Source organism: Microbispora sp. NPDC049633 (assembly GCF_040675265.1).
Classification (GTDB): domain Bacteria; phylum Actinomycetota; class Actinomycetes; order Streptosporangiales; family Streptosporangiaceae; genus Microbispora; species Microbispora maris.
On the sequence record NZ_JBFAOO010000006.1, the window covers coordinates 1 to 17156 of the forward strand.

Genomic DNA, 17156 nt, shown 5'->3' on the forward strand with positions numbered 1-17156 from the left:
CGCCCGTCACGACGGCCGGGTCACGACGGCCGGGTCACGACGGCCGGGTCACGACGGCCGGGTCACGACGGCTGGGTCGCGAACGCCCCGGTGGAGGCCGCGCACAGCCGTACGGCGTCGGCGTCCAGCGAGCGCAGCGCCTGGTCGACGGCGGTGGTGCGCAGCAGCGCCCGCCCCGAACCCGGCTCGCTCGCGGCCGTCCGCGGGCCCGGCCCGGTCCCGCCCGTCTCCAGTTCCGTGAGCCGGCGCTCGGCCTGGGCGCCGACCCGCGCGGCGTCGTCCGCGAGCCCCCGGCCCACGTCCGCGGCCGATTCCTCGTACGGCTCCCGCCCCCGCACGGCCTCCGCGGCGGCCCGCAGGTGTCCGGCCACGGCGTCCAGGACGTCGGGGACGGGCCCGGCGCCGGTCGGCTCGTCACGCAACACCGAGATCAGCGTCAGAAGGTCGTCGCGGACCCGCTGGGCGGCCTCCAGGGCCTCGTCGACGGCGTCGGGGGCCGCGCCGCCGGGCTCCTTCGCGATGTAGTCGAGCGCCGCGGCGACCATCTCGGCGTCCACGGCGGCCTTCCTGATCCGCTCGTCGGCCCGCTCGGCGCCGACCCTCCCCCGGGCCAGCTGCGCGAGCGTACGGGCGACCGCCGCGTGCGAGTCGAGCATCCGGCCGACCCGCTCGGCCAGCCGGTCCGTCTCCCCCCGCGGCCACAGCAGCCGCGTGCACGCGATGGCGATGACGCCGCCGACGACGGTCAGCACGACCCGCGACTCGGCGATCTTCTCGGTCTGCGGCACCTGGAAGTCGAGCAGCAGCAGCACGCACATCGTCATGAACGTAGCCCAGTAGGCGTGGTGCGTCGGGGCCAGGCCGAACGCCAGCGCGGCCGACACCCCGATCAGCGCGACCAGCGGCCAATGGCCGGGCGCGACGTGCAGGATCGCGGCCGAGACCAGCCCGCCGGCCGTGCTGCCGCCCACCCGCCACCACACCCTGGCCCGCGTCTCCCCGTACGTCGGCTGGATGGTGACCAGCACCGCGATCACCAGCCAGTGCGGGAACGCGGGCTTGAACAGCACGATGACGATCGAGGCGAAGGCGGTGCCGAGCACGACCCGCAGGGCGTGCCGCACGCGCGGGTCGTCGAAGGCGAGCGGCGGGGGAACCGCCAGGGTGGCCAGATCGAGGCCGGGCGCGCACAGGCGGCGGGCCGCCTCGGCCGAGCCGTCGAGCGCCGCCTGGATCCGTCCGGCGCTGTGCGCGATCTGCCGCAGGAGGACGAGCACGACCATCTCGCGCTCGCCGTCCGCGCCCCGCTCGCGCAGCCGGTCCACCCGGTCGCCGAAGTCCACGACCGGCACCTGCTCGGGCGGGCACTCGGCCAGGTAGGCCCGCAGGGACGCGGACAGCGAGGCCACGAGGTCGCCCAGCCCCGCCTCGCCGGCCGCGCCCGGCGCCCGCCGCGCCAGCGTGTCGCACAGCCCGCGCAGCGCGATGATCTCGTGGAACACCCGGCGCAGCGCGAACGCGACGTCCTCGGCCGCCCGCGACCGCTCCCACCGCAGACGGCGGGCGCGCGCCGTACGGATCTCGGTGATCGCGTCGGAGGCCGTCCTGCGACGCTCGTCCCACTCGTCCTGACCCACCGAGGGGTCGGCCACCGCCTCGGCCAGCCCGGCCAGGGTGTCGGCCGTCTCGCCCAGCATCGTCGCGATCGGGCGGGTGCGCCGCCACCGCCAGGGCAGGGTGAGCAGGACGGCGGCCAGCACCCCGCCGAGCAGTTGCAGGCCCGTGTGCGGCGCGGGATCGAGCGGCAGCGGATTGGCCGCGGTCAGCAGCAGCGTGAGCGCCGGGGTGACGCCGATCGGGCGCACCAGGCCGCCCAGCCCGGCCAGGGCCGAGGCGACGGCGACCATGAGCCAGTCGCTGCCCGCCAGCAGGACCCCCAGCGACGTCCCCACGCCCACCGACAGCACGACCCCGAGCAGGTACGGCGTGCGCACGCCCGCGGGGTTCGCGATGGCCCGGCCCGCGACCAGCCAGGCGCCCAGACCCACGACCGCGCCGCCCGCCGGGTGACCGGTGAGCAGGCCGATGAGCAGCGGAATCCCCAGGCAGGCGGCCCCGGTCAGGCCGAACCCGAGCGCGAGGCGCGGATCCTCCAGCCTCGGCGCCCTGGCGAGCACGACGTTCCTGAGCGGCAGGCGGTTCTTCCTACCCGGATTCCCCGGGCGCTATCAGGGGTGGCTCGTCCGGACCAGGCGTCCGGTGCCGGGAGCGGCGTCCTCCCACGGCACGTCCAGCTCGATCACCGCGTACGCGCCGGGCGGGAAGCCGTCGAGCCTGACGTCCGCCAGGGCGGCGACGAGCTCGTGCACACCGGGGTTGTGGCCGACGAGCACGACCGACGCGATCTCACCGTCCGTACGGCGCAGCACGCCGAGCAGGTCGTCCGGGTACGCCTCGTAGATGTCGCGCTCGATCTCGATAGGGGCGTCGAGGCCCAGCAGCTCGGCGGTCCTGCGGGTGCGCACCGAGGGCGAGCACAGGACGAGCCCGGGCGCGAGCGATTTGATCTCCTCCCCGGCCGCCCGGGCGTCCCGCTCGCCGCCGGAGGTCAGCGGACGTTCGCTGTCCGAAAGCCCGGGCGCGTGGCCGGCCTTGGCATGCCTGACCACGACGAGCGTCCGGACGCTCACGGCATGGCCCAGATGGCGAGGCCCACGATCACGGCGATCATCGCCGTCATGGTCAGCAGGATCAGCGCCAGTGTCCTGCCCCCGTTCGGCTTGTCCATAAGTGCTCAGTGTATGGAGAAGGTCCCCCGCTCCAGGAGCAGGGGACCTTCGGGCCGCGTGGGTGCCGCGTCAGTGGGCGACGGGCTCCGTGGCGCGGGAGGCCTGGTCGGCCTCGCCGGTCGGGGCGATGCCCGAGGCGCGGCGCTTGGAGACGACCACGGCGCCGACGACGACCGCCACGGCGACGACCGTCGCGGTGACGCGGACCGCGACGTTGTCGGCGTACGCGACGACGGCCGGGGCGATCAGCAGCGCGACCAGGTTCATCACCTTGATCAGCGGGTTGATGGCCGGACCGGCGGTGTCCTTGAACGGGTCGCCGACGGTGTCGCCGATCACGGTGGCGGCGTGCGCCTCCGACCCCTTGCCGCCGTGGTGGCCGTCCTCGACGAGCTTCTTGGCGTTGTCCCAGGCGCCGCCGGAGTTGGCGAGGAACACCGCCATCAGCGTGCCCGCCGCGATGGCGCCGGCCAGGTAGGCGCCGAGCGGCGCGTACCCGAGCGCGAAGCCGACCGCGATCGGGGTCAGCACGGCGAGCAGGCCGGGGGTCGCGAGCTCGCGCAGCGAGTCACGGGTGCAGATGTCGACCACGCGGCCGTAGTCCGGCGTCTCGGTGCCGTCCATGATCCCCGGCTTGGTGCGGAACTGCTCGCGCACCTCGTACACGACCCGGCCCGCGGCGCGGCCGACGGCGCTGATCGCGAGGCCGGAGAAGAGGAACACCACGGCCGCGCCGACGATGAGGCCGACCAGCGCGTTCGGGGCGTCCACCGACAGGCTGAAGTTCGCGAACGACCCGAGTGCGTCCTTCACGCCCTGTGAGGCCTTGGCGAGCTCGCTCTCGACCGCGGTGCGGAACGAGCCGAACAGCGCGGTCGCCGCGAGCACGGCGGTCGCGATCGCGATGCCCTTGGTGATGGCCTTGGTGGTGTTGCCGACCGCGTCCAGGGAGGTGAGCACGCGGGCGCCCTCGCCCTCGACGTCGCCCGACATCTCGGCGATGCCCTGGGCGTTGTCGGAGACCGGGCCGAAGGTGTCCATCGACACGATCACGCCGACCGTGGTCAGCAGGCCGGTGCCGGCGAGTGCCACGGCGAACAGCGCCACGGTCACGTTGCCGAAGCCGAGCAGGAAGGCGCCGTAGACCGCGCCGCCGATCAGCAGCGCCGAGTAGACCGCGGACTCCAGGCCGACCGAGATGCCGGACAGGATGACGGTGGCGGGGCCGGTGAGCGAGCTCTCGCCGATCTCCCGGACCGGGCGCCGGTTGGTCTCGGTGAAGTAGCCGGTGAGGATCTGGATGGCGCTGGCCAGGACCAGGCCGACGAGCACCGCGCCGATGGCGATCAGGCGCGGGTCGGCGGTGAGCGCGGCGACGTCCGCGGACGCGCCGGACAGCTGGGCGAAGCTCGACGGGAGGTACGCGAACGCCGCGACGGCCACCAGCACGGCGGAGATGGCGGCGGAGATGAAGAAGCCGCGGTTGATGGCGGCCATGCCGGACCGGTCCCGCCCGCGCGGCGCGGTGGCGAAGATGCCGATGACCGCGGTGATGACACCGATCATCGGGACGATCAGCGGGAAGACCAGGCCCTCGGTGCCGAAGGCGGCCTTGCCCAGGATCAGGCTCGCGACCAGGGTGACGGCGTACGACTCGAACAGGTCGGCCGCCATGCCGGCGCAGTCGCCGACGTTGTCGCCCACGTTGTCGGCGATGGTGGCGGCGTTGCGCGGGTCGTCCTCGGGGATGCCCTGCTCGACCTTGCCCACCAGGTCGGCGCCGACGTCGGCGGCCTTGGTGAAGATGCCGCCGCCGACACGCATGAACATCGCGAGCAGCGCGGCGCCGAAGCCGAACCCCTCGAGGACGTTCGGCGCGTCGCCCTTGTAGACGAGCACGACGATCGCGGCGCCCAGCAGGCCGAGGCCGACCGTGAACATGCCGGCGACGCCGCCCGTGCGGAACGCGATGCGCATCGCGGTCTTCTCGCCCGACTCACGGGCGGCGGACGCGACGCGGACGTTTCCGCGTACGGCGAGCCACATGCCGATGAAACCCGTCAGCGCGGAGAACACCGCGCCGACGACGAAAAAGACCGACCTGCCGATTCTCTCGCCGGTCGAGCCGGCCGGAAGAAGCAGCAGCAGGAACGGAATGATGACGACGAATATCGCGAGCGTCCGGAACTGCCGCGCGAGATAGGCGGCGGCGCCCTGTTGCACGGCCCTCGCGATGTTCTGCATTCGCTCGGTGCCCTGCCCCGCGGCGAGCACCTCCCGCACCAGTCCGCCCGCGACGGCCAGAGCGAGCAGCGCCACGACGGCGACGACTATGACAAGGGTGAGATGGGAACCGTTCAGAGCTACCGCTGCGCCTTCGTCAGCGGCAGCGGCGTGATAGGCAGACATCCGTCCTCCTCGGCCAGACGGGTTTCGGTCCTCCTGCCCGGGCGGCGCTGAACGAACCCACTGGCCGTGCGGCGCACTTCCGGGCGGTTGGCAAGTGCCGCTTCCGGTTGCATCCGCAATACCTTGGCCGGTGCCGGGAGTCTACGCAGCGATGCCGCGGATATGAAGGCCCTCACGCCCCGCAATCGAGGCGGCGCCCGGTAATGGACGAACATTTGCACCGCTATCAAGGTGCTTTGACCAGCGGAGTCAGGAGCACGGCGGCAGAGGTCGGCCGGGTTACGGTACGCCCCGATAGCAGGCTTCGGGCGTCCGATATTTGGGAGGGCATAGCAAAAGATCGAGTGCCACGCCGGGGGGCGACACTCGATCTGTTCGGATCTTCGAGGTCTCCGAAGGCCCGCGAGGGCCTGGGAGATCCGCCGGAGGTCTCGGCGGTCAGAGGGCGGCGACGCCGTTGGGCGACGCGGGCCAGCTCATGCGGATGCGCATGCCCTTCGGCCCGGGAAGCACCTCGACGTCGTCGGCCAGCCCCGCGATGACCGCGATGCCCAGATTGTCGATCTCGGGCATGAGGCTGCCGCTCGCCTCCAGCACCTGGGGCGTCACATCCTCACTCGGGGCGGCGTCGGTGACAGTCACCTCGAAACGCCCCGCGTCATCGCGTAACTCGATGCGTACCGGCTCCCCCGGGCAGTGGAGGCGGTGCGCCTCCACAGCCCGCGAGCACGCCTCTCCGACGGCGAGCCGCACCTCGTCCAAGATCGCCTCCGCCACTCCCGTACGCCGGGCGATGGCCGTGGCGACCAGCCGGGCCGTACGCACGTGGGCGGGCAGAGCGCTGAACGTCAGCTCGACGGTGGCCATGTTGCTGAATCCTCGGCCGTCACTTGTCCCGGCCGTGGGCTTCCTTGGCCTCCTCGACAGAGGCGTAGATCCCGAAGACCTTCGTCAAGCCGGTGATGCGGAAGATCTTCAGGATGCGCTCCTGCGTGCAGACGAGCTCCAGGGAGCCGTCGTGCGCCCGCACCCGCTTGAGGCCGCCGACCAGCACGCCAAGGCCCGTCGAGTCGAGGAAGTCCACCTTCTCCATGTTGACGAGCAGGTGGAAGTTGCCCTTGTTGACCAGGTCGATCAGCAGCTCACGCAGTCTGGGCGCGGTGTAGACGTCGATCTCACCCTCGACATCGACGATGGTGAGATTGTCCTCGGAATGGTGGTCCAACTTCAGATCCACAGATCCTCCAGCGCCTTACTTGCGTAGGTCTCGATACAGGTCATGCATCCTGGTAGTCCAGAGGCACGACCCGATGCGCGGCATTCAACCACGCTACGACTCCGTGTCTATACGAAATCACGACTCCGGGCGACTCTCCCCGCAGATGCCAAACTGGAAACCAGTGACTCCGACTTCTTCGTCCTCTGCCCGAACAGGCGACCTTCTCACCCGTCTGCTCGCGGTTCCCGCACGCCGTGGGCGCGTGACGCATGTGGAGCATGTTCCAGCACGTCAGGCGAGTGCCGCGAGATGGCCGGAATGGGCCCCTGAGCTGCTGGTCTCGCGACTGCGCCTGCAGGGGGTCACCGGCCTGTGGGAACACCAGCTTGAGGCCGCCGAGCTGGTTAAACGTGGCCAAAACGTGATCATTGCCACAGGGACCGCGTCCGGAAAATCGCTGGCCTACCTGGTCCCGGCCGTCGCGGAGATCTTCACCGGCGGGACGGTGCTGTACCTCACCCCGACCAAGGCGCTCGCCGCCGACCAGCTGAGAGCGCTGCGGAAGCTGCGGCTGACGCAGGTGCGCGCGGCGACGTACGACGGGGACACACCGTACGAGGAACGCCGGTGGATCCGCCAGAACGCCAACTACGTGCTGACCAACCCGGACATGCTGCACAGGTCGATTCTGCCTCGCCACTCGTCGTGGTCGTCCTTCTGGCGGCGGCTGCGGCTGGTGGTCGTCGACGAGTGCCACGGCTACCGCGGGGTCTTCGGCTCCCACGTCGCCCAGATCCTCCGCCGGCTGCGCCGGATCTGCGCCAGGTACGGCTCCTCCCCCGTGTTCCTGCTGGCGTCGGCCACCGCCAGCGACCCCGCAGCCGCGGGAATGCGCCTGACCGGGCTTGAGATGGCCGAGGTGACCGCGGACGCCTCTCCCAGGGGTTCGACCACCTTCGCGCTCTGGGAGCCGCCTCTGACCGATTTACGCGGGGAGAGCGGGGCCCCGGTCCGCCGCACCGCCACCGCCGAGGCGGCCGATCTCCTGGCGGACCTCGTGATCGAGGATGTGCGCACTCTCGCGTTCGTCCGCTCCCGCCGCGCCGCCGAGACCGTGGCCCTCACCGCCCGCCGCACGCTCGAGGAGGTCGAGGCCCTCCTCGACGCGGGACCCGCGCCGTACGGCGAGGACGCCGGGGATCCGCCGGACGAGACGAGCGGCCCGAACGGCGGCGGACCCCATGAAGCGGCTGCCGGAGGGATCGGCGGAGAGACCGGTCGTGGGAGAAGCCGGCTGGCGGATCGGGTGGCGGCCTACCGGGCCGGCTACCTGGCCGACGACCGGCGGGTGCTCGAAAAGGCCCTTCGGTCGGGCGAGCTGACCTGCCTGGCCACCACCAACGCGCTCGAACTCGGCGTCGACGTCTCGGGACTGGACGCGGTCCTCATCGCCGGGTGGCCCGGCACCCGCGCCTCACTGTGGCAGCAGGCGGGCCGGGCCGGGCGCGCGGGCCAGGACGCGCTGGCCGTGCTGATCGCCCGCGACGACCCGCTGGACACCTACATCGTCCATCACCCGGAAGCCGTGTTCGGACGGCCGGTGGAGGCAATCGTCCTCGATCCCGACAATCCGTACGTGCTGGCACCCCACCTGTGCGCGGCCGCCGCGGAGATCCCGCTGACCGAGGACGACCTGGAGATCTTCGGCCCGGCGGCGCGGGACGCTCTCGACGACCTCGTGAGCCGCGGACTGCTGCGCAGGCGGCCCACCGGGTGGTTCTGGACCAGCCGCGACCACGCGGCCGACCTGGCGGACATCCGCGGATCGGGTGGCGCGCCGGTCCAGGTCGTCGAGGCGGCGACCGGCTGCCTGCTGGGCACGGTCGACGAGCCGTCGGCGCACACAATGGTCCATCCGGGCGCCGTCTACCTGCATCAGAGCGAGACGTTCGTGGTCGACACGCTCGATCTGGACGAGGGGGTCGCCCTGGTCACGGCCGCCGAACCGGACTACGCGACCTTCGCGCGGGACGTCACCGACATCCGGGTGATGGAGTCGCTGCGTTCGCGGCCCTTCGGGCCCGGCACCCTCCACTTCGGCTCGGTGGAGGTCACCCGCCAGGTCGTCTCGTACCTCAAACGGCGCACCCAGACCGGCGAGGTCGTCGGCGAGGAGCCGCTCGACCTGCCGCCGCGCACGCTGTGCACACGCGCGGTGTGGTGGACCCTGCCCGCACCCGCCCTCGCCTGCCTGACGCAGCCAGGGGCCGCGGTGGATCTCGGCGGGGCCGCACACGCGGCCGAACACGCCTCGATCGGCCTGCTGCCGCTGTTCGCGACCTGCGACCGCTGGGACATCGGGGGGGTGTCCACCGAGCTTCACCCCGACACGGGCCTGCTCACGGTCTTCGTCTACGACGGCCACGACGGCGGCGCGGGCTTCGCCGAGCGCGGGTACAGCCGGGCGTCGGACTGGCTGACGGCGACCCGGGAGGCGATCGCCTCGTGTGAGTGCGAGCGCGGCTGCCCGTCCTGCATCCAGTCGCCCAAATGCGGCAACGGCAACGAGCCCCTCGACAAGGCCGGGGCGATCCGCCTCCTGGACATCCTCCTGGACGCCTGAGCCGGGGGGTGCGTCAGGTCGCCGGGGGCGCGTCAGGTCGGGCCTCGGCGACTGTTCCCGCCTCCGATGTGGCCGGGAGGGGCAGGAGCAGGGAGCGGTGACCGTTCAGAGATCGCGAGGGCGGCCTGAATAGAGGCTGTCGTCGTCCTCCGTCCAGACGTCCGGCTCGGGCTGGCGGAGGGGCCGTTCCGGCATCTGACCGCTCAACGCCGCGCCCGCGGGCACCGCCGGCGTCGGGACCACCGGCATCTGGCCGGGCCGGCCGGCCGAGGACAGCGGCACGCGGGACGTGCCGATGCCGGTGGGGGGAAGATCGGCCGCGACGGCGGCGTGGGCGCCGTCGGCCGGGGCGCCGGAGGTCCGGTCCTCGGCGGTGGACGTGGCCGAAGTCACCTCGGCCACTGCTGGTTCGCCGCCGATGACCTCGGTGACATCCGCCAGCGGCTCCTGCTGGTCCGGCCGGGGAACAGGGCGGGCCGGCTCCTGATCGGACTGCGTGGCCTCCTGTCCCGAGGCCGTGCTCATGCTCGTGCCCATGCCCGGAATCGGGCTCGTGCTCGCGATCGTGGAGGCGACGTGGCCCGTTCCGGCCCCGGTGCCGATCTCCGTCTCCGGGGGGTTCTCGCGGGCCTTGGGCCTGGCCAGGATGACGGAGGGACGTCGTACGGGGGTGGTCCCTCGGGCCTTCGCCGCGGCGGTACCGCCGAGCACGGCCGCGCCACCGGCCACCGTGACGGCCTCAGGCGAGGCGCCCGTCTCCCCGGTCGTCTGATGGGCCCCCGAACCTCCGGCCTGTCCGTTGCCCGCGGTGTCCCCGGTCAAGCCCTTGCGCCGCAGCCAGGCGCCCAGATTCGCGCCCGTGAGCAGAAGGACGACGGCGAGCGCGACGTACACGCCGAAATTGAGCCCGCCGAGCGGCAGGAAGGATGACTGGGCCGTCATCTTCGGGTCGTCGGTCTTCTCCGGGACGACCACCGGCTCGGTCTGGTCACTGCCGCCGTTCGCCTCCGGCAGCGTGAGCTCGGTGTCCTTCGGCAGTTCCGTGTCCTTGGGCAGCGTGGTGTCCGTGGGCAGTGCCGGTTCAGGCTTCGGCTCGGCGGTGGGCCGGTGCGCCTTCGGGGTCTTGTCGACGGGCGGCCTGGCCGCCGACTGGTCCGGCCTCTTCGACGGCGTCGGAGAGGGGCTCGGGGAGGCCTTCGGGGCGGGAACGGCCACGTCACGGGCCGAGGAGCGCTGAGATCCGACCGTGCCGCCGGCGCCGTCCGATCGGAACGCCCGGACGGAGACGTCCACCTTCTGCCCGCCCAGACCGGCCGGGAGCGCGAGGCTCGCCTGACAGGTCGAACCCGAGCAGGCGGAGTCGGCGGAGACGGAGCCGGACTTGCCGGCCTTGACCGAGGTGATCTCGTAGGACTGGAGATCCGGTTCGGCGCCCTTCGCCCAGCTGACCTGGATCGTCGAGGCGTCTTTGAGTTGCGCCTCGACCCCGGACGGCGCCTCCGGCGGACGGCTGAGCACGAAGGTCGAGGTGGCGTAGGTCTTGTGCGTGACCTCGCCGAACAGGCTGACCGTGAACGTGCCGTTGGGGGCATCGCCTGGGTCGAAGGAGCCGCTGATCGTCTGGTTCGCGCCCCCTGAGGCGATCTTCTGCCGGGACACGGAAGGGCCCTCGACGTAAAGGGACATGCTGACCTGATACCAGTCCGTCTTGGCGGACACGGTCACCGGCCGGGACGACTTGAGGACCTCCCCGTTCCCGGGCGACAGGATCTCGGCGTCGGCCGCGTACGCCGGTGCGGCACCGGCCACCAGCGCGGATGCCAGAGCCGTCGAAACTATCACCGCCGCTGTGCCCAGCCTGCGAACCCTGGTCACGACGCATCCCTTCGTGGAGAACCGTCCACCCCCGGGCCGCCTTTGCCGATGCGTACGGCGACTGAGAGTACGCGGCACTTTATGCCAACCGTCCGCTCTTGGACCGTATGTCTAAGAAGTCGTGATTCTATTGCGACAGAAGTGGTGTGACATTACGGAAGCTCCAAAAGCCTTTTCTGCTGGTAGCGCCTCATCGCGACTCGACGGCAGTCAACGGCGGGACGACGGCTTCGACGACGGCCGCCACCGTGACGGCCACCTCCGTGACGGCCACCTCCGTGACGGCCACCTCCGTGACGGCCGCCTGCGTGGGGCAGCGATCCGCCCCCTCATGCCACCGCACCCACCGGACCGGCCTCGGCGGAGGCGGCGGCCGTCGCGGGACCGAGGAGGGGGACCGCGAATCGCACCGTCACCGTGACCTCGGCGACGCCGTCCGACAGCGCGCACGACCGCAACGACGCACCGTTGACCGTCGTGATCGCCTCCGCTCGATCACACGCCTCGTCCGGCGTCGCCAGTGCCACGCGCGCGGCCCCGAGCGCGCCGAGATCGGCTGCGCTCTGCGCCCGGTGCCGCGCTACACGAGCCACGCCCACCTGGACGACGACCATCGCCACCGCCCAGACGGCGGTCATGAGCGCGATCGTCCAGATGGTCGCCGAGCCGCGCTCCCGCAGGCAGCGCCTCCTGTTCTCGAAGTGCCGGAATATCCTCATCCGCACGCCCTCATGTCCGAAACGATCCGTCATCCACGTGTCCTCGCTGTCCGGAGTCATCCGCCATCCGCGCTCCTCCGGCCGTCCGCACCTGCACGCTCCTTCCGGCCCGGGGACCGGCCGACGCGCGTCCCTCATTCGTGTTCGGCCGGTCCAGGAGGGGCGCGGTCTCCCGTGTGACTCGGAGACCGGGCCGGCTCCGCAGCCGATGAAAGCGGCGCGAGGACGCCGGGCTCGGTGGCGGAGACGGCGGCAGCCCGGAGACGAACCGGCGGGAGCGGTGACCTGAACGGCGGCCTGACGGTGGCGACGACCTCCACCCGGGTGGTGTCGGCTCCCGTGCGGATGGACACCGTGGCGCCCTCGGGGGCGAGCCGCAGGACCACCGTCCGCACCTCCTCGGCGGCCTCACCCCGGGCCGCCGCGCGTGCGCCGGCCCGGGCGGCGTCGACGCATCGCAGTTGGGCGCCCGTGATCGTCACCGCCCACAGAGCGGCGGTCAGCACGAGCACGAGGGCCGGAAGGGCGACGGCGGTCTCCGCGGTGACCGAACCTCGATCCCGCGGGTGCCACACGTCGATCACACGGCGTCTCGGCACCCGGGCGCATCGGCGCACCACCGGTGGCCTCATGCGGCCAGTTTCAGGGCTTTCTGGATGAGCGCGGCGAGCATGGACCTCACCTCGGCGCTCGTGACCACCTTCCAGAGCAGTGCGGCGAACCCGCAGGCGGCGATCGTGCCCACGGCGTACTCCGCGGTCGACATGCCCGCCTCGGCCCTGGTCCCCGCCTGCACCGTCCACTGGATGCTCAGCTCCCGGGCACGGCACGAGACCCCGGCGGCGGAACGCCTCAGCGCGGCGAACAACCGCCCCAGAGCGTGGCGGACCGCCGGCACGGCGGACGCCCTCCGCACGGCGCCACGGACCACCCGGGCGGCGCCACGGACCGCCTGCGCGGCGGACAACCGCCCCAGAGCGCGGCGGACCTCCTGCACGCCACCGCCGGCCTTCGCCCACACGCAGGAGAGGGCCAACACGGACGCGCGTCCGGAGCGGCTGGACAGCGCCCTTCGCACGGCACGCCCGAGTGCCGCCCATCGCGCCGGACTCACCCTGTGACGGCCCCCGGCGTCTCCGGCTCGCCGCCGGAATACGGTGCCCGCCTGGGTGCCCGCCTGGGTGCCCGTCTGCTTCCTCCGGCCGGTCGCGGCGTGCTTGCTCATCGGTCCTCCTGACCCGCTCGGGGCGGCCCGTCCGCCCGCGCTGGGGCCAGGTTGCGGGATCGCGGACGACAGGAATCGAGCCGAGCGCGGTTCTGTGGACGAGAGCCCTGCCTACGTTGTTGTCCACAGCCGCCACGTCCCCACCTGTGGATCAACGAGCTGCGATATGGGAGCTTGCAGGTCATTCACCCAACTTGCTGTCCACAGGTGTGGATGACGTTGTCCACAGAGTGTTCATGGCAGGAGGATCTGGCCCGCCAGTCCTGCGACCATGGGAATGATCCCGAGGAAGACGAAGGCCGGCAGGAAGCAGAGCCCAAGCGGCGCGACCGCGTGCACGCCCACCCTTCGCGCCGCGGCCGACGCGGTCGCCCGAGCCGTACGCCGGGCGTCGTCGGCGAGCCGCGTGAGGACGTCGGCCACCGGTGCACCGCTCTGCGCGGCCCGGACCATCGTCCTGGCCAAGGCGGCGAGCGCGGGCTCCTCGGCCAGGGCGGCCCAGGCCTCCTCCGGAGGAGCACCGAGGCGCATCTGAGCGCCGGCCCACGAGAGGCGTTCGCCGACGGGGCCCGCGATGGCGACCGCGGTCGTCTCGACGGCCCCGCTCATCGGTTGCCCGGCTCGCAGACAGGCGACGATCAGGTCGACGGCGAACGGAAGGTCGGCCCCGATGCGTTCCCGGCGTCGCCTGACTTCGGCGGGCTCTCGCCTGCGCACGGCGACGAAAACGCCGACGGCCGTCGCCGTCCCCGCGAGCGCTCCCACCGGCCCTCCCACGAGGAGGAGGACCGCGAGTCCTACGGGTGCGGCGATGGCCACTCCTCGACGCGACGCGCTCACGTCCGCCGGCGCGTGGCCCGGCGGTCCCTGCATCGGCGCTTGCGGGGACGGCACCGACGACGCGATGGCGTTCAGGCGCGCGGCGGGCGAACGGGCGACCGGCCAGGTCAGCACCGCCAGCGTGGTCAGGACCCCGGCCAGCACGGCGATCATGTCTCGCACCCCCTTCCCGGCATGCTCATCGGGGAGCAGATCCCGGCGGCTCTTCCGCCCGGGCGACGAGCCTGCGTGTCCACCAGACTCCGGCGGCGTCGAGCGCGAGCCCGACGACCAGGCAGGCGAACCCCGCCGGGCCGCCGAGCAGGAACGCCAGCGGATTCATGCCGAGTCCGGCGGCCATCAGCAGGCCGAGCACGGGCAGGCCCGCGAGCATCCGGGCGGTCGCCCGAGGTCCGGAAAGCTGTGCGGCCACCTCCTCCCGGTGGGCCTGCGCCTCCCGCAGGGACACGCTCACCCGCTCGACCAGCGCGGTCAGGCCGCCGCCCACGGCCACGCTCACCCGCCAGCACGCGGCCAGCCTGACCAGGCCCTCACCACCGCGGGCGGGCGCGGCGACCAACAGGGCCGCGGCGACGTCGCCGCCGTCCCGGGCGGCGGCGACCACCGGGGCGAGCGCGGCGGGGTCCGGCAGGCTGACCGAGGAGACCGCCCGCGCGATGGCGTCGCCGGGAGGCCTGCCCGCCGACAGCTCGGCGGCCAGGCTCTGGCACAGCTCGATGGACGCCGCACGCCAGGCCGCCGCCGTCGCGCCGGGTCGTGGGCGGCGGGTGAGCGCCGCCAAGAACCGGCGCAGGTCCCTCGCCCGCCTCGTTCCGGTGAGCGATGCGAGCCGCGTCGTCCCGGAATCCGGCCCGGCCCACACCCAGGTGGCGAGGGCGGCGACGAGCACCGCGACCAGCCCCATGACAGGCCCGCCCGGCGGCGTCATGAGGGCCACGACCCCGCGCACCGTCGACGCAGCACGTCGAATGACGGGCCTCGGCTCGCCCGGCCGTGCGGGTCGAAGGTCACCGCCGGAAGCGCCGTCACCAGACCGGACGTGCCGCGGTCGAGCACGCAGATCTCCGCCACGCGACGACGTCCACCGCCCGCGTCGCGCACGAGGTGGATGACGAGGTCGAGCGCGGCGGCGATCTGGCTGTGCACCGCCTCCCTCGACAGGCCCGCGGCGCAGGCCAGGGCCTCCAGCCGCGCGGGCACGTCGGCGGCGTTGTTGGCGTGCAGCGTCCCGCAGCCCCCCTCGTGGCCCGTGTTGAGCGCCGCCAGGAGATCGACGACCTCCGCTCCCCGCACTTCGCCCACCACCAGGCGATCCGGCCGCATCCGCAGGGCCTGCCGTACGAGATCGCGCAGCCCGACCCCGCCCGCGCCCTCCAGGTTCGGCGGCCGGGCCTCCAGCCGTACGACGTGAGGGTGCGGGGGTTGCAGCTCGGCTGAGTCCTCGACCAGCAGCAGGCGCTCCGCCGGGCCCGCGAGGGAGAGCATGGCACTCAACATCGTCGTCTTGCCGGTGCCGGTTCCTCCGGTGACCAGGAACGCCAGCCGTGCCGCCATGATCGCACGGAGCACGGCGGCTCCGTCCCCCGCGGCGAGTTCCTCCACCGTGAACGCCCGGCGCGAGGGCAGCCGCAGGGACAGGCAGGTCCCCTCCGCCGCGATGGGCGGGAGCACCGCGTGCAGGCGCACGCCGCCGGCGAGCCGGGCGTCCACATAGGGGCAGGCGTCGTCGAGGCGACGTCCGGCCGACGCGGCCAGGCGCTGGGCGAGCCTGCGGACCTCGTCGTCTCCCGGGAAGGTCACGCTCGTCCTGCGCAGGCCGTCCCCGTCGTCCACCCACACCTCGCGTGGCCCGTTGACCAGGACGTCCGTGACGCCCGGCTCGGCCAGCAGGGTCTCGAGGGGACCCGCGCCGATGAGATGGGCGCGCAGCGTGCGTGCGACGGCCAGGACCTCGGCGTCGCCGAGCACGGCGCGCTCCGCGCGCAGGGCCGCCGCCACCTGGGCCGCGGTGGGAACGGTGCCGGTCTGCGACAGCCGTACCCTGACCGCCTCGACCAGGTCGGCGCCCACGCCGGGAACGGTCACCGGGCCTTCGCGGGTCATGGGCCGTCCGCCCCGGTGGAGGGCTGGCCCGTCCTGCCGGCCGGGAAGCCGTCCAGCAGGGCATCGATCAGCTCCCCGCAGAAGCGGCCCAGGGGGGAGCGGCGCAGCGGCGGCGGATCGCCCCGATCCAGCGTCTCCACGAGCCCGCGCACCTCCGGGAGAACGCCCGCGCAGGGGACCGACAGAGAGGCCGCGACGACCTCCGGGTCGAGCGTGCCCGCACGCATCACCAGGCGCAGGTCGCCGGTCCCCGGCCGCAGCAGCGTCACCGTCTGGGCCGCCGCGAGCGCCCCCCGCAGGTCCGCGGGAACGACGACGATCGTCGCGGCGGCCCTGGCGAGGGCCTCCGCCTCGCCTTCGCCGACGTGCCTCGGCAGGTCGACCACGACCAGGTCGCAGCCGCGCCGCGCGGCGTCGAGCACGACGCGCATCGCCTCCCGGGGTATCCGCACCGGCTCACCGCGGTGTGCCGACAACACCGTCAGTTCGCCGAAGGTGGGCAGCGCCTCCTGCAGGGCGGCGAAGCTCACCCTGCCTTCCCTTCCGACGACGTCGGGCCAGCGGGCACCCAGGGCCTCCTCCTGGCCGAGCAGTACGTCGATGCCTCCGCCGAGCGGATCGGCGTCGACGAGAAGCGTTCGCAGCCCGGCGCGGGACGCCGTCAGCGCCAGGGACGCCGCGAGGACGCTGGCACCGGCGCCTCCTTTCCCCGCGGCGACGCACACGACCGTGCCCGCCCTGGTGGCGGGTTCGGCCGCGTCGCCGAACTCCTCCACGAGGAGCCGCTCGGCCTCGGGCAACTCCAGCACGGTGTGCGCCCCGACGGCGACGCACCTGCGCCACATGTCGGGGTCGTCGGCCGTCCGCGTCACGACGACCACGTTCTGCCGGGCCGGCGGACCCGTCGCGGCGAGCTCATCGGCCAGGTCGCCGCCGACCACGACCAGCGGCGCCCGTGTCCAGTACGGCCTGGCGTGGGCGGCCGCGTGGGCCACGTCGAGTTCGACGCCCGCGGCGGCGGCGATGCGGAGCAGATCGTCGAGGAGTTCCTGGTCGTCGGTTATGGCCAGTGGGCGTGGCATCGGTGTCTCCCTGTCGTCCGGGACGACTCGGCGTTCGGGAGGACCACAATGCGAGCGACCGCCACCGGCCCGGGGCGGCGAACCACGTTCTGTGGACGAAACCCCGCCTGTGGACACGACCGAGCGGTTCGCTCTGATCGGCAAAGCCCGCCATAAAGATCAAGAAAAGGGGCGACCCCCGCCGGGGGGGATAGCGGGGGTCGCCGTAGCGGTCCGGCTCTGGGGGGGTAGAGCCGGTCCCGTATTACAAGAAAGCTTTAAACAAGAGACCA

14 protein-coding genes are annotated in these 17156 nt (G+C 72.8%); 1 reads left to right on the forward strand and 13 read right to left on the reverse strand.

Annotated features, from left to right (window positions below; all coding sequences use genetic code 11):
- Positions 1-62 precede the first annotated feature (62 nt).
- The 5 genes from AB0J39_RS02995 to AB0J39_RS03015 form a co-directional block, all read right to left on the reverse strand.
- Entirely contained in the window at positions 63-2177 is a 2115-nt protein-coding gene (locus tag AB0J39_RS02995; protein ID WP_363461203.1) for an FUSC family protein, read from the reverse strand.
- A gap of 51 nt (positions 2178-2228) precedes the next feature.
- Positions 2229-2690 (reverse strand): histidine phosphatase family protein, encoded by a 462-nt coding sequence (locus AB0J39_RS03000; protein ID WP_363461205.1) that lies wholly within the window; start codon positions 2688-2690, stop codon positions 2229-2231.
- A gap of 168 nt (positions 2691-2858) precedes the next feature.
- The gene (locus AB0J39_RS03005) at positions 2859-5198 is read right to left on the reverse strand and encodes a sodium-translocating pyrophosphatase (protein WP_363461207.1); all 2340 of its coding nucleotides are present in this window, start codon (positions 5196-5198) and stop codon (positions 2859-2861) included.
- A gap of 438 nt (positions 5199-5636) precedes the next feature.
- Positions 5637-6065: an ATP-binding protein gene (locus AB0J39_RS03010; protein WP_363461209.1), complete on the reverse strand. Its 429-nt coding sequence runs from the start codon at positions 6063-6065 to the stop codon at positions 5637-5639.
- Positions 6066-6084: 19 nt separating this feature from the next.
- A complete protein-coding gene (locus tag AB0J39_RS03015; RefSeq protein WP_030506779.1) occupies positions 6085-6435 on the reverse strand; it encodes an STAS domain-containing protein in 351 nt (116 codons plus the stop codon).
- Positions 6436-6580: 145 nt separating this feature from the next.
- Here AB0J39_RS03015 and AB0J39_RS03020 point away from each other — a divergent pair, with 145 nt between their 5' ends.
- On the forward strand, positions 6581-9040 hold the full coding sequence (locus AB0J39_RS03020) for a DEAD/DEAH box helicase (RefSeq protein ID WP_363461211.1): 2460 nt from the start codon (positions 6581-6583) through the stop codon (positions 9038-9040).
- 105 nt (positions 9041-9145) lie between these two features.
- Here AB0J39_RS03020 and AB0J39_RS03025 read toward each other — a convergent pair whose 3' ends face one another.
- The 8 genes from AB0J39_RS03025 to ssd form a co-directional block, all read right to left on the reverse strand.
- On the reverse strand, positions 9146-10915 hold the full coding sequence (locus AB0J39_RS03025; RefSeq protein WP_363461213.1) for a hypothetical protein: 1770 nt from the start codon (positions 10913-10915) through the stop codon (positions 9146-9148).
- Positions 10916-11244: 329 nt separating this feature from the next.
- On the reverse strand, positions 11245-11667 hold the full coding sequence (locus AB0J39_RS03030; RefSeq protein ID WP_363461215.1) for an Rv3654c family TadE-like protein: 423 nt from the start codon (positions 11665-11667) through the stop codon (positions 11245-11247).
- Between the two features lie 101 nt (positions 11668-11768).
- Entirely contained in the window at positions 11769-12266 is a 498-nt protein-coding gene (locus AB0J39_RS03035) for a TadE family type IV pilus minor pilin (protein WP_363461217.1), read from the reverse strand.
- Positions 12263-12859, reverse strand: a complete 597-nt coding sequence (locus AB0J39_RS03040; protein ID WP_363461219.1) for a DUF4244 domain-containing protein — start codon at positions 12857-12859, stop codon at positions 12263-12265. Before AB0J39_RS03040 ends, AB0J39_RS03035 begins: the two co-directional genes overlap by 4 nt.
- A gap of 234 nt (positions 12860-13093) precedes the next feature.
- Positions 13094-13852 (reverse strand): type II secretion system F family protein, encoded by a 759-nt coding sequence (locus AB0J39_RS03045; RefSeq protein WP_363461221.1) that lies wholly within the window; start codon positions 13850-13852, stop codon positions 13094-13096.
- Between the two features lie 25 nt (positions 13853-13877).
- Positions 13878-14627, reverse strand: coding sequence for a type II secretion system F family protein (locus AB0J39_RS03050; RefSeq protein WP_363461337.1), 750 nt, complete (start codon positions 14625-14627; stop codon positions 13878-13880).
- Entirely contained in the window at positions 14624-15802 is a 1179-nt protein-coding gene (locus AB0J39_RS03055) for a TadA family conjugal transfer-associated ATPase (protein WP_363461223.1), read from the reverse strand. Before AB0J39_RS03055 ends, AB0J39_RS03050 begins: the two co-directional genes overlap by 4 nt.
- Positions 15799-16884, reverse strand: a complete 1086-nt coding sequence (gene ssd, locus AB0J39_RS03060) for a septum site-determining protein Ssd (RefSeq protein ID WP_363461226.1) — start codon at positions 16882-16884, stop codon at positions 15799-15801. The genes AB0J39_RS03055 and ssd overlap by 4 nt, the downstream gene beginning before the upstream one ends.
- Between the last annotated feature and the right edge of the window lie 272 nt (positions 16885-17156).

Bases quoted from the DNA above. Each gene is read 5' to 3' on its own strand.
- AB0J39_RS03040 (WP_363461219.1), bottom strand. From the start codon at position 12,859: ATGAGCAAGCACGCCGCGACCGGCCGGAGGAAGCAGACGGGCACCCAG.
- AB0J39_RS03050 (WP_363461337.1), bottom strand. From the start codon at position 14,627: ATGACGCCGCCGGGCGGGCCTGTCATGGGGCTGGTCGCGGTGCTCGTC.
- AB0J39_RS03045 (WP_363461221.1), bottom strand. From the start codon at position 13,852: ATGATCGCCGTGCTGGCCGGGGTCCTGACCACGCTGGCGGTGCTGACC.
- AB0J39_RS03010 (WP_363461209.1), bottom strand. From the start codon at position 6,065: ATGGCCACCGTCGAGCTGACGTTCAGCGCTCTGCCCGCCCACGTGCGT.
- ssd (WP_363461226.1), bottom strand. From the start codon at position 16,884: ATGCCACGCCCACTGGCCATAACCGACGACCAGGAACTCCTCGACGAT.
- AB0J39_RS03035 (WP_363461217.1), bottom strand. From the start codon at position 12,266: ATGAGGCCACCGGTGGTGCGCCGATGCGCCCGGGTGCCGAGACGCCGT.
- AB0J39_RS03020 (WP_363461211.1), top strand. From the start codon at position 6,581: ATGCCAAACTGGAAACCAGTGACTCCGACTTCTTCGTCCTCTGCCCGA.
- AB0J39_RS03005 (WP_363461207.1), bottom strand. From the start codon at position 5,198: ATGTCTGCCTATCACGCCGCTGCCGCTGACGAAGGCGCAGCGGTAGCT.
- AB0J39_RS03030 (WP_363461215.1), bottom strand. From the start codon at position 11,667: ATGACGGATCGTTTCGGACATGAGGGCGTGCGGATGAGGATATTCCGG.
- AB0J39_RS03055 (WP_363461223.1), bottom strand. From the start codon at position 15,802: ATGACCCGCGAAGGCCCGGTGACCGTTCCCGGCGTGGGCGCCGACCTG.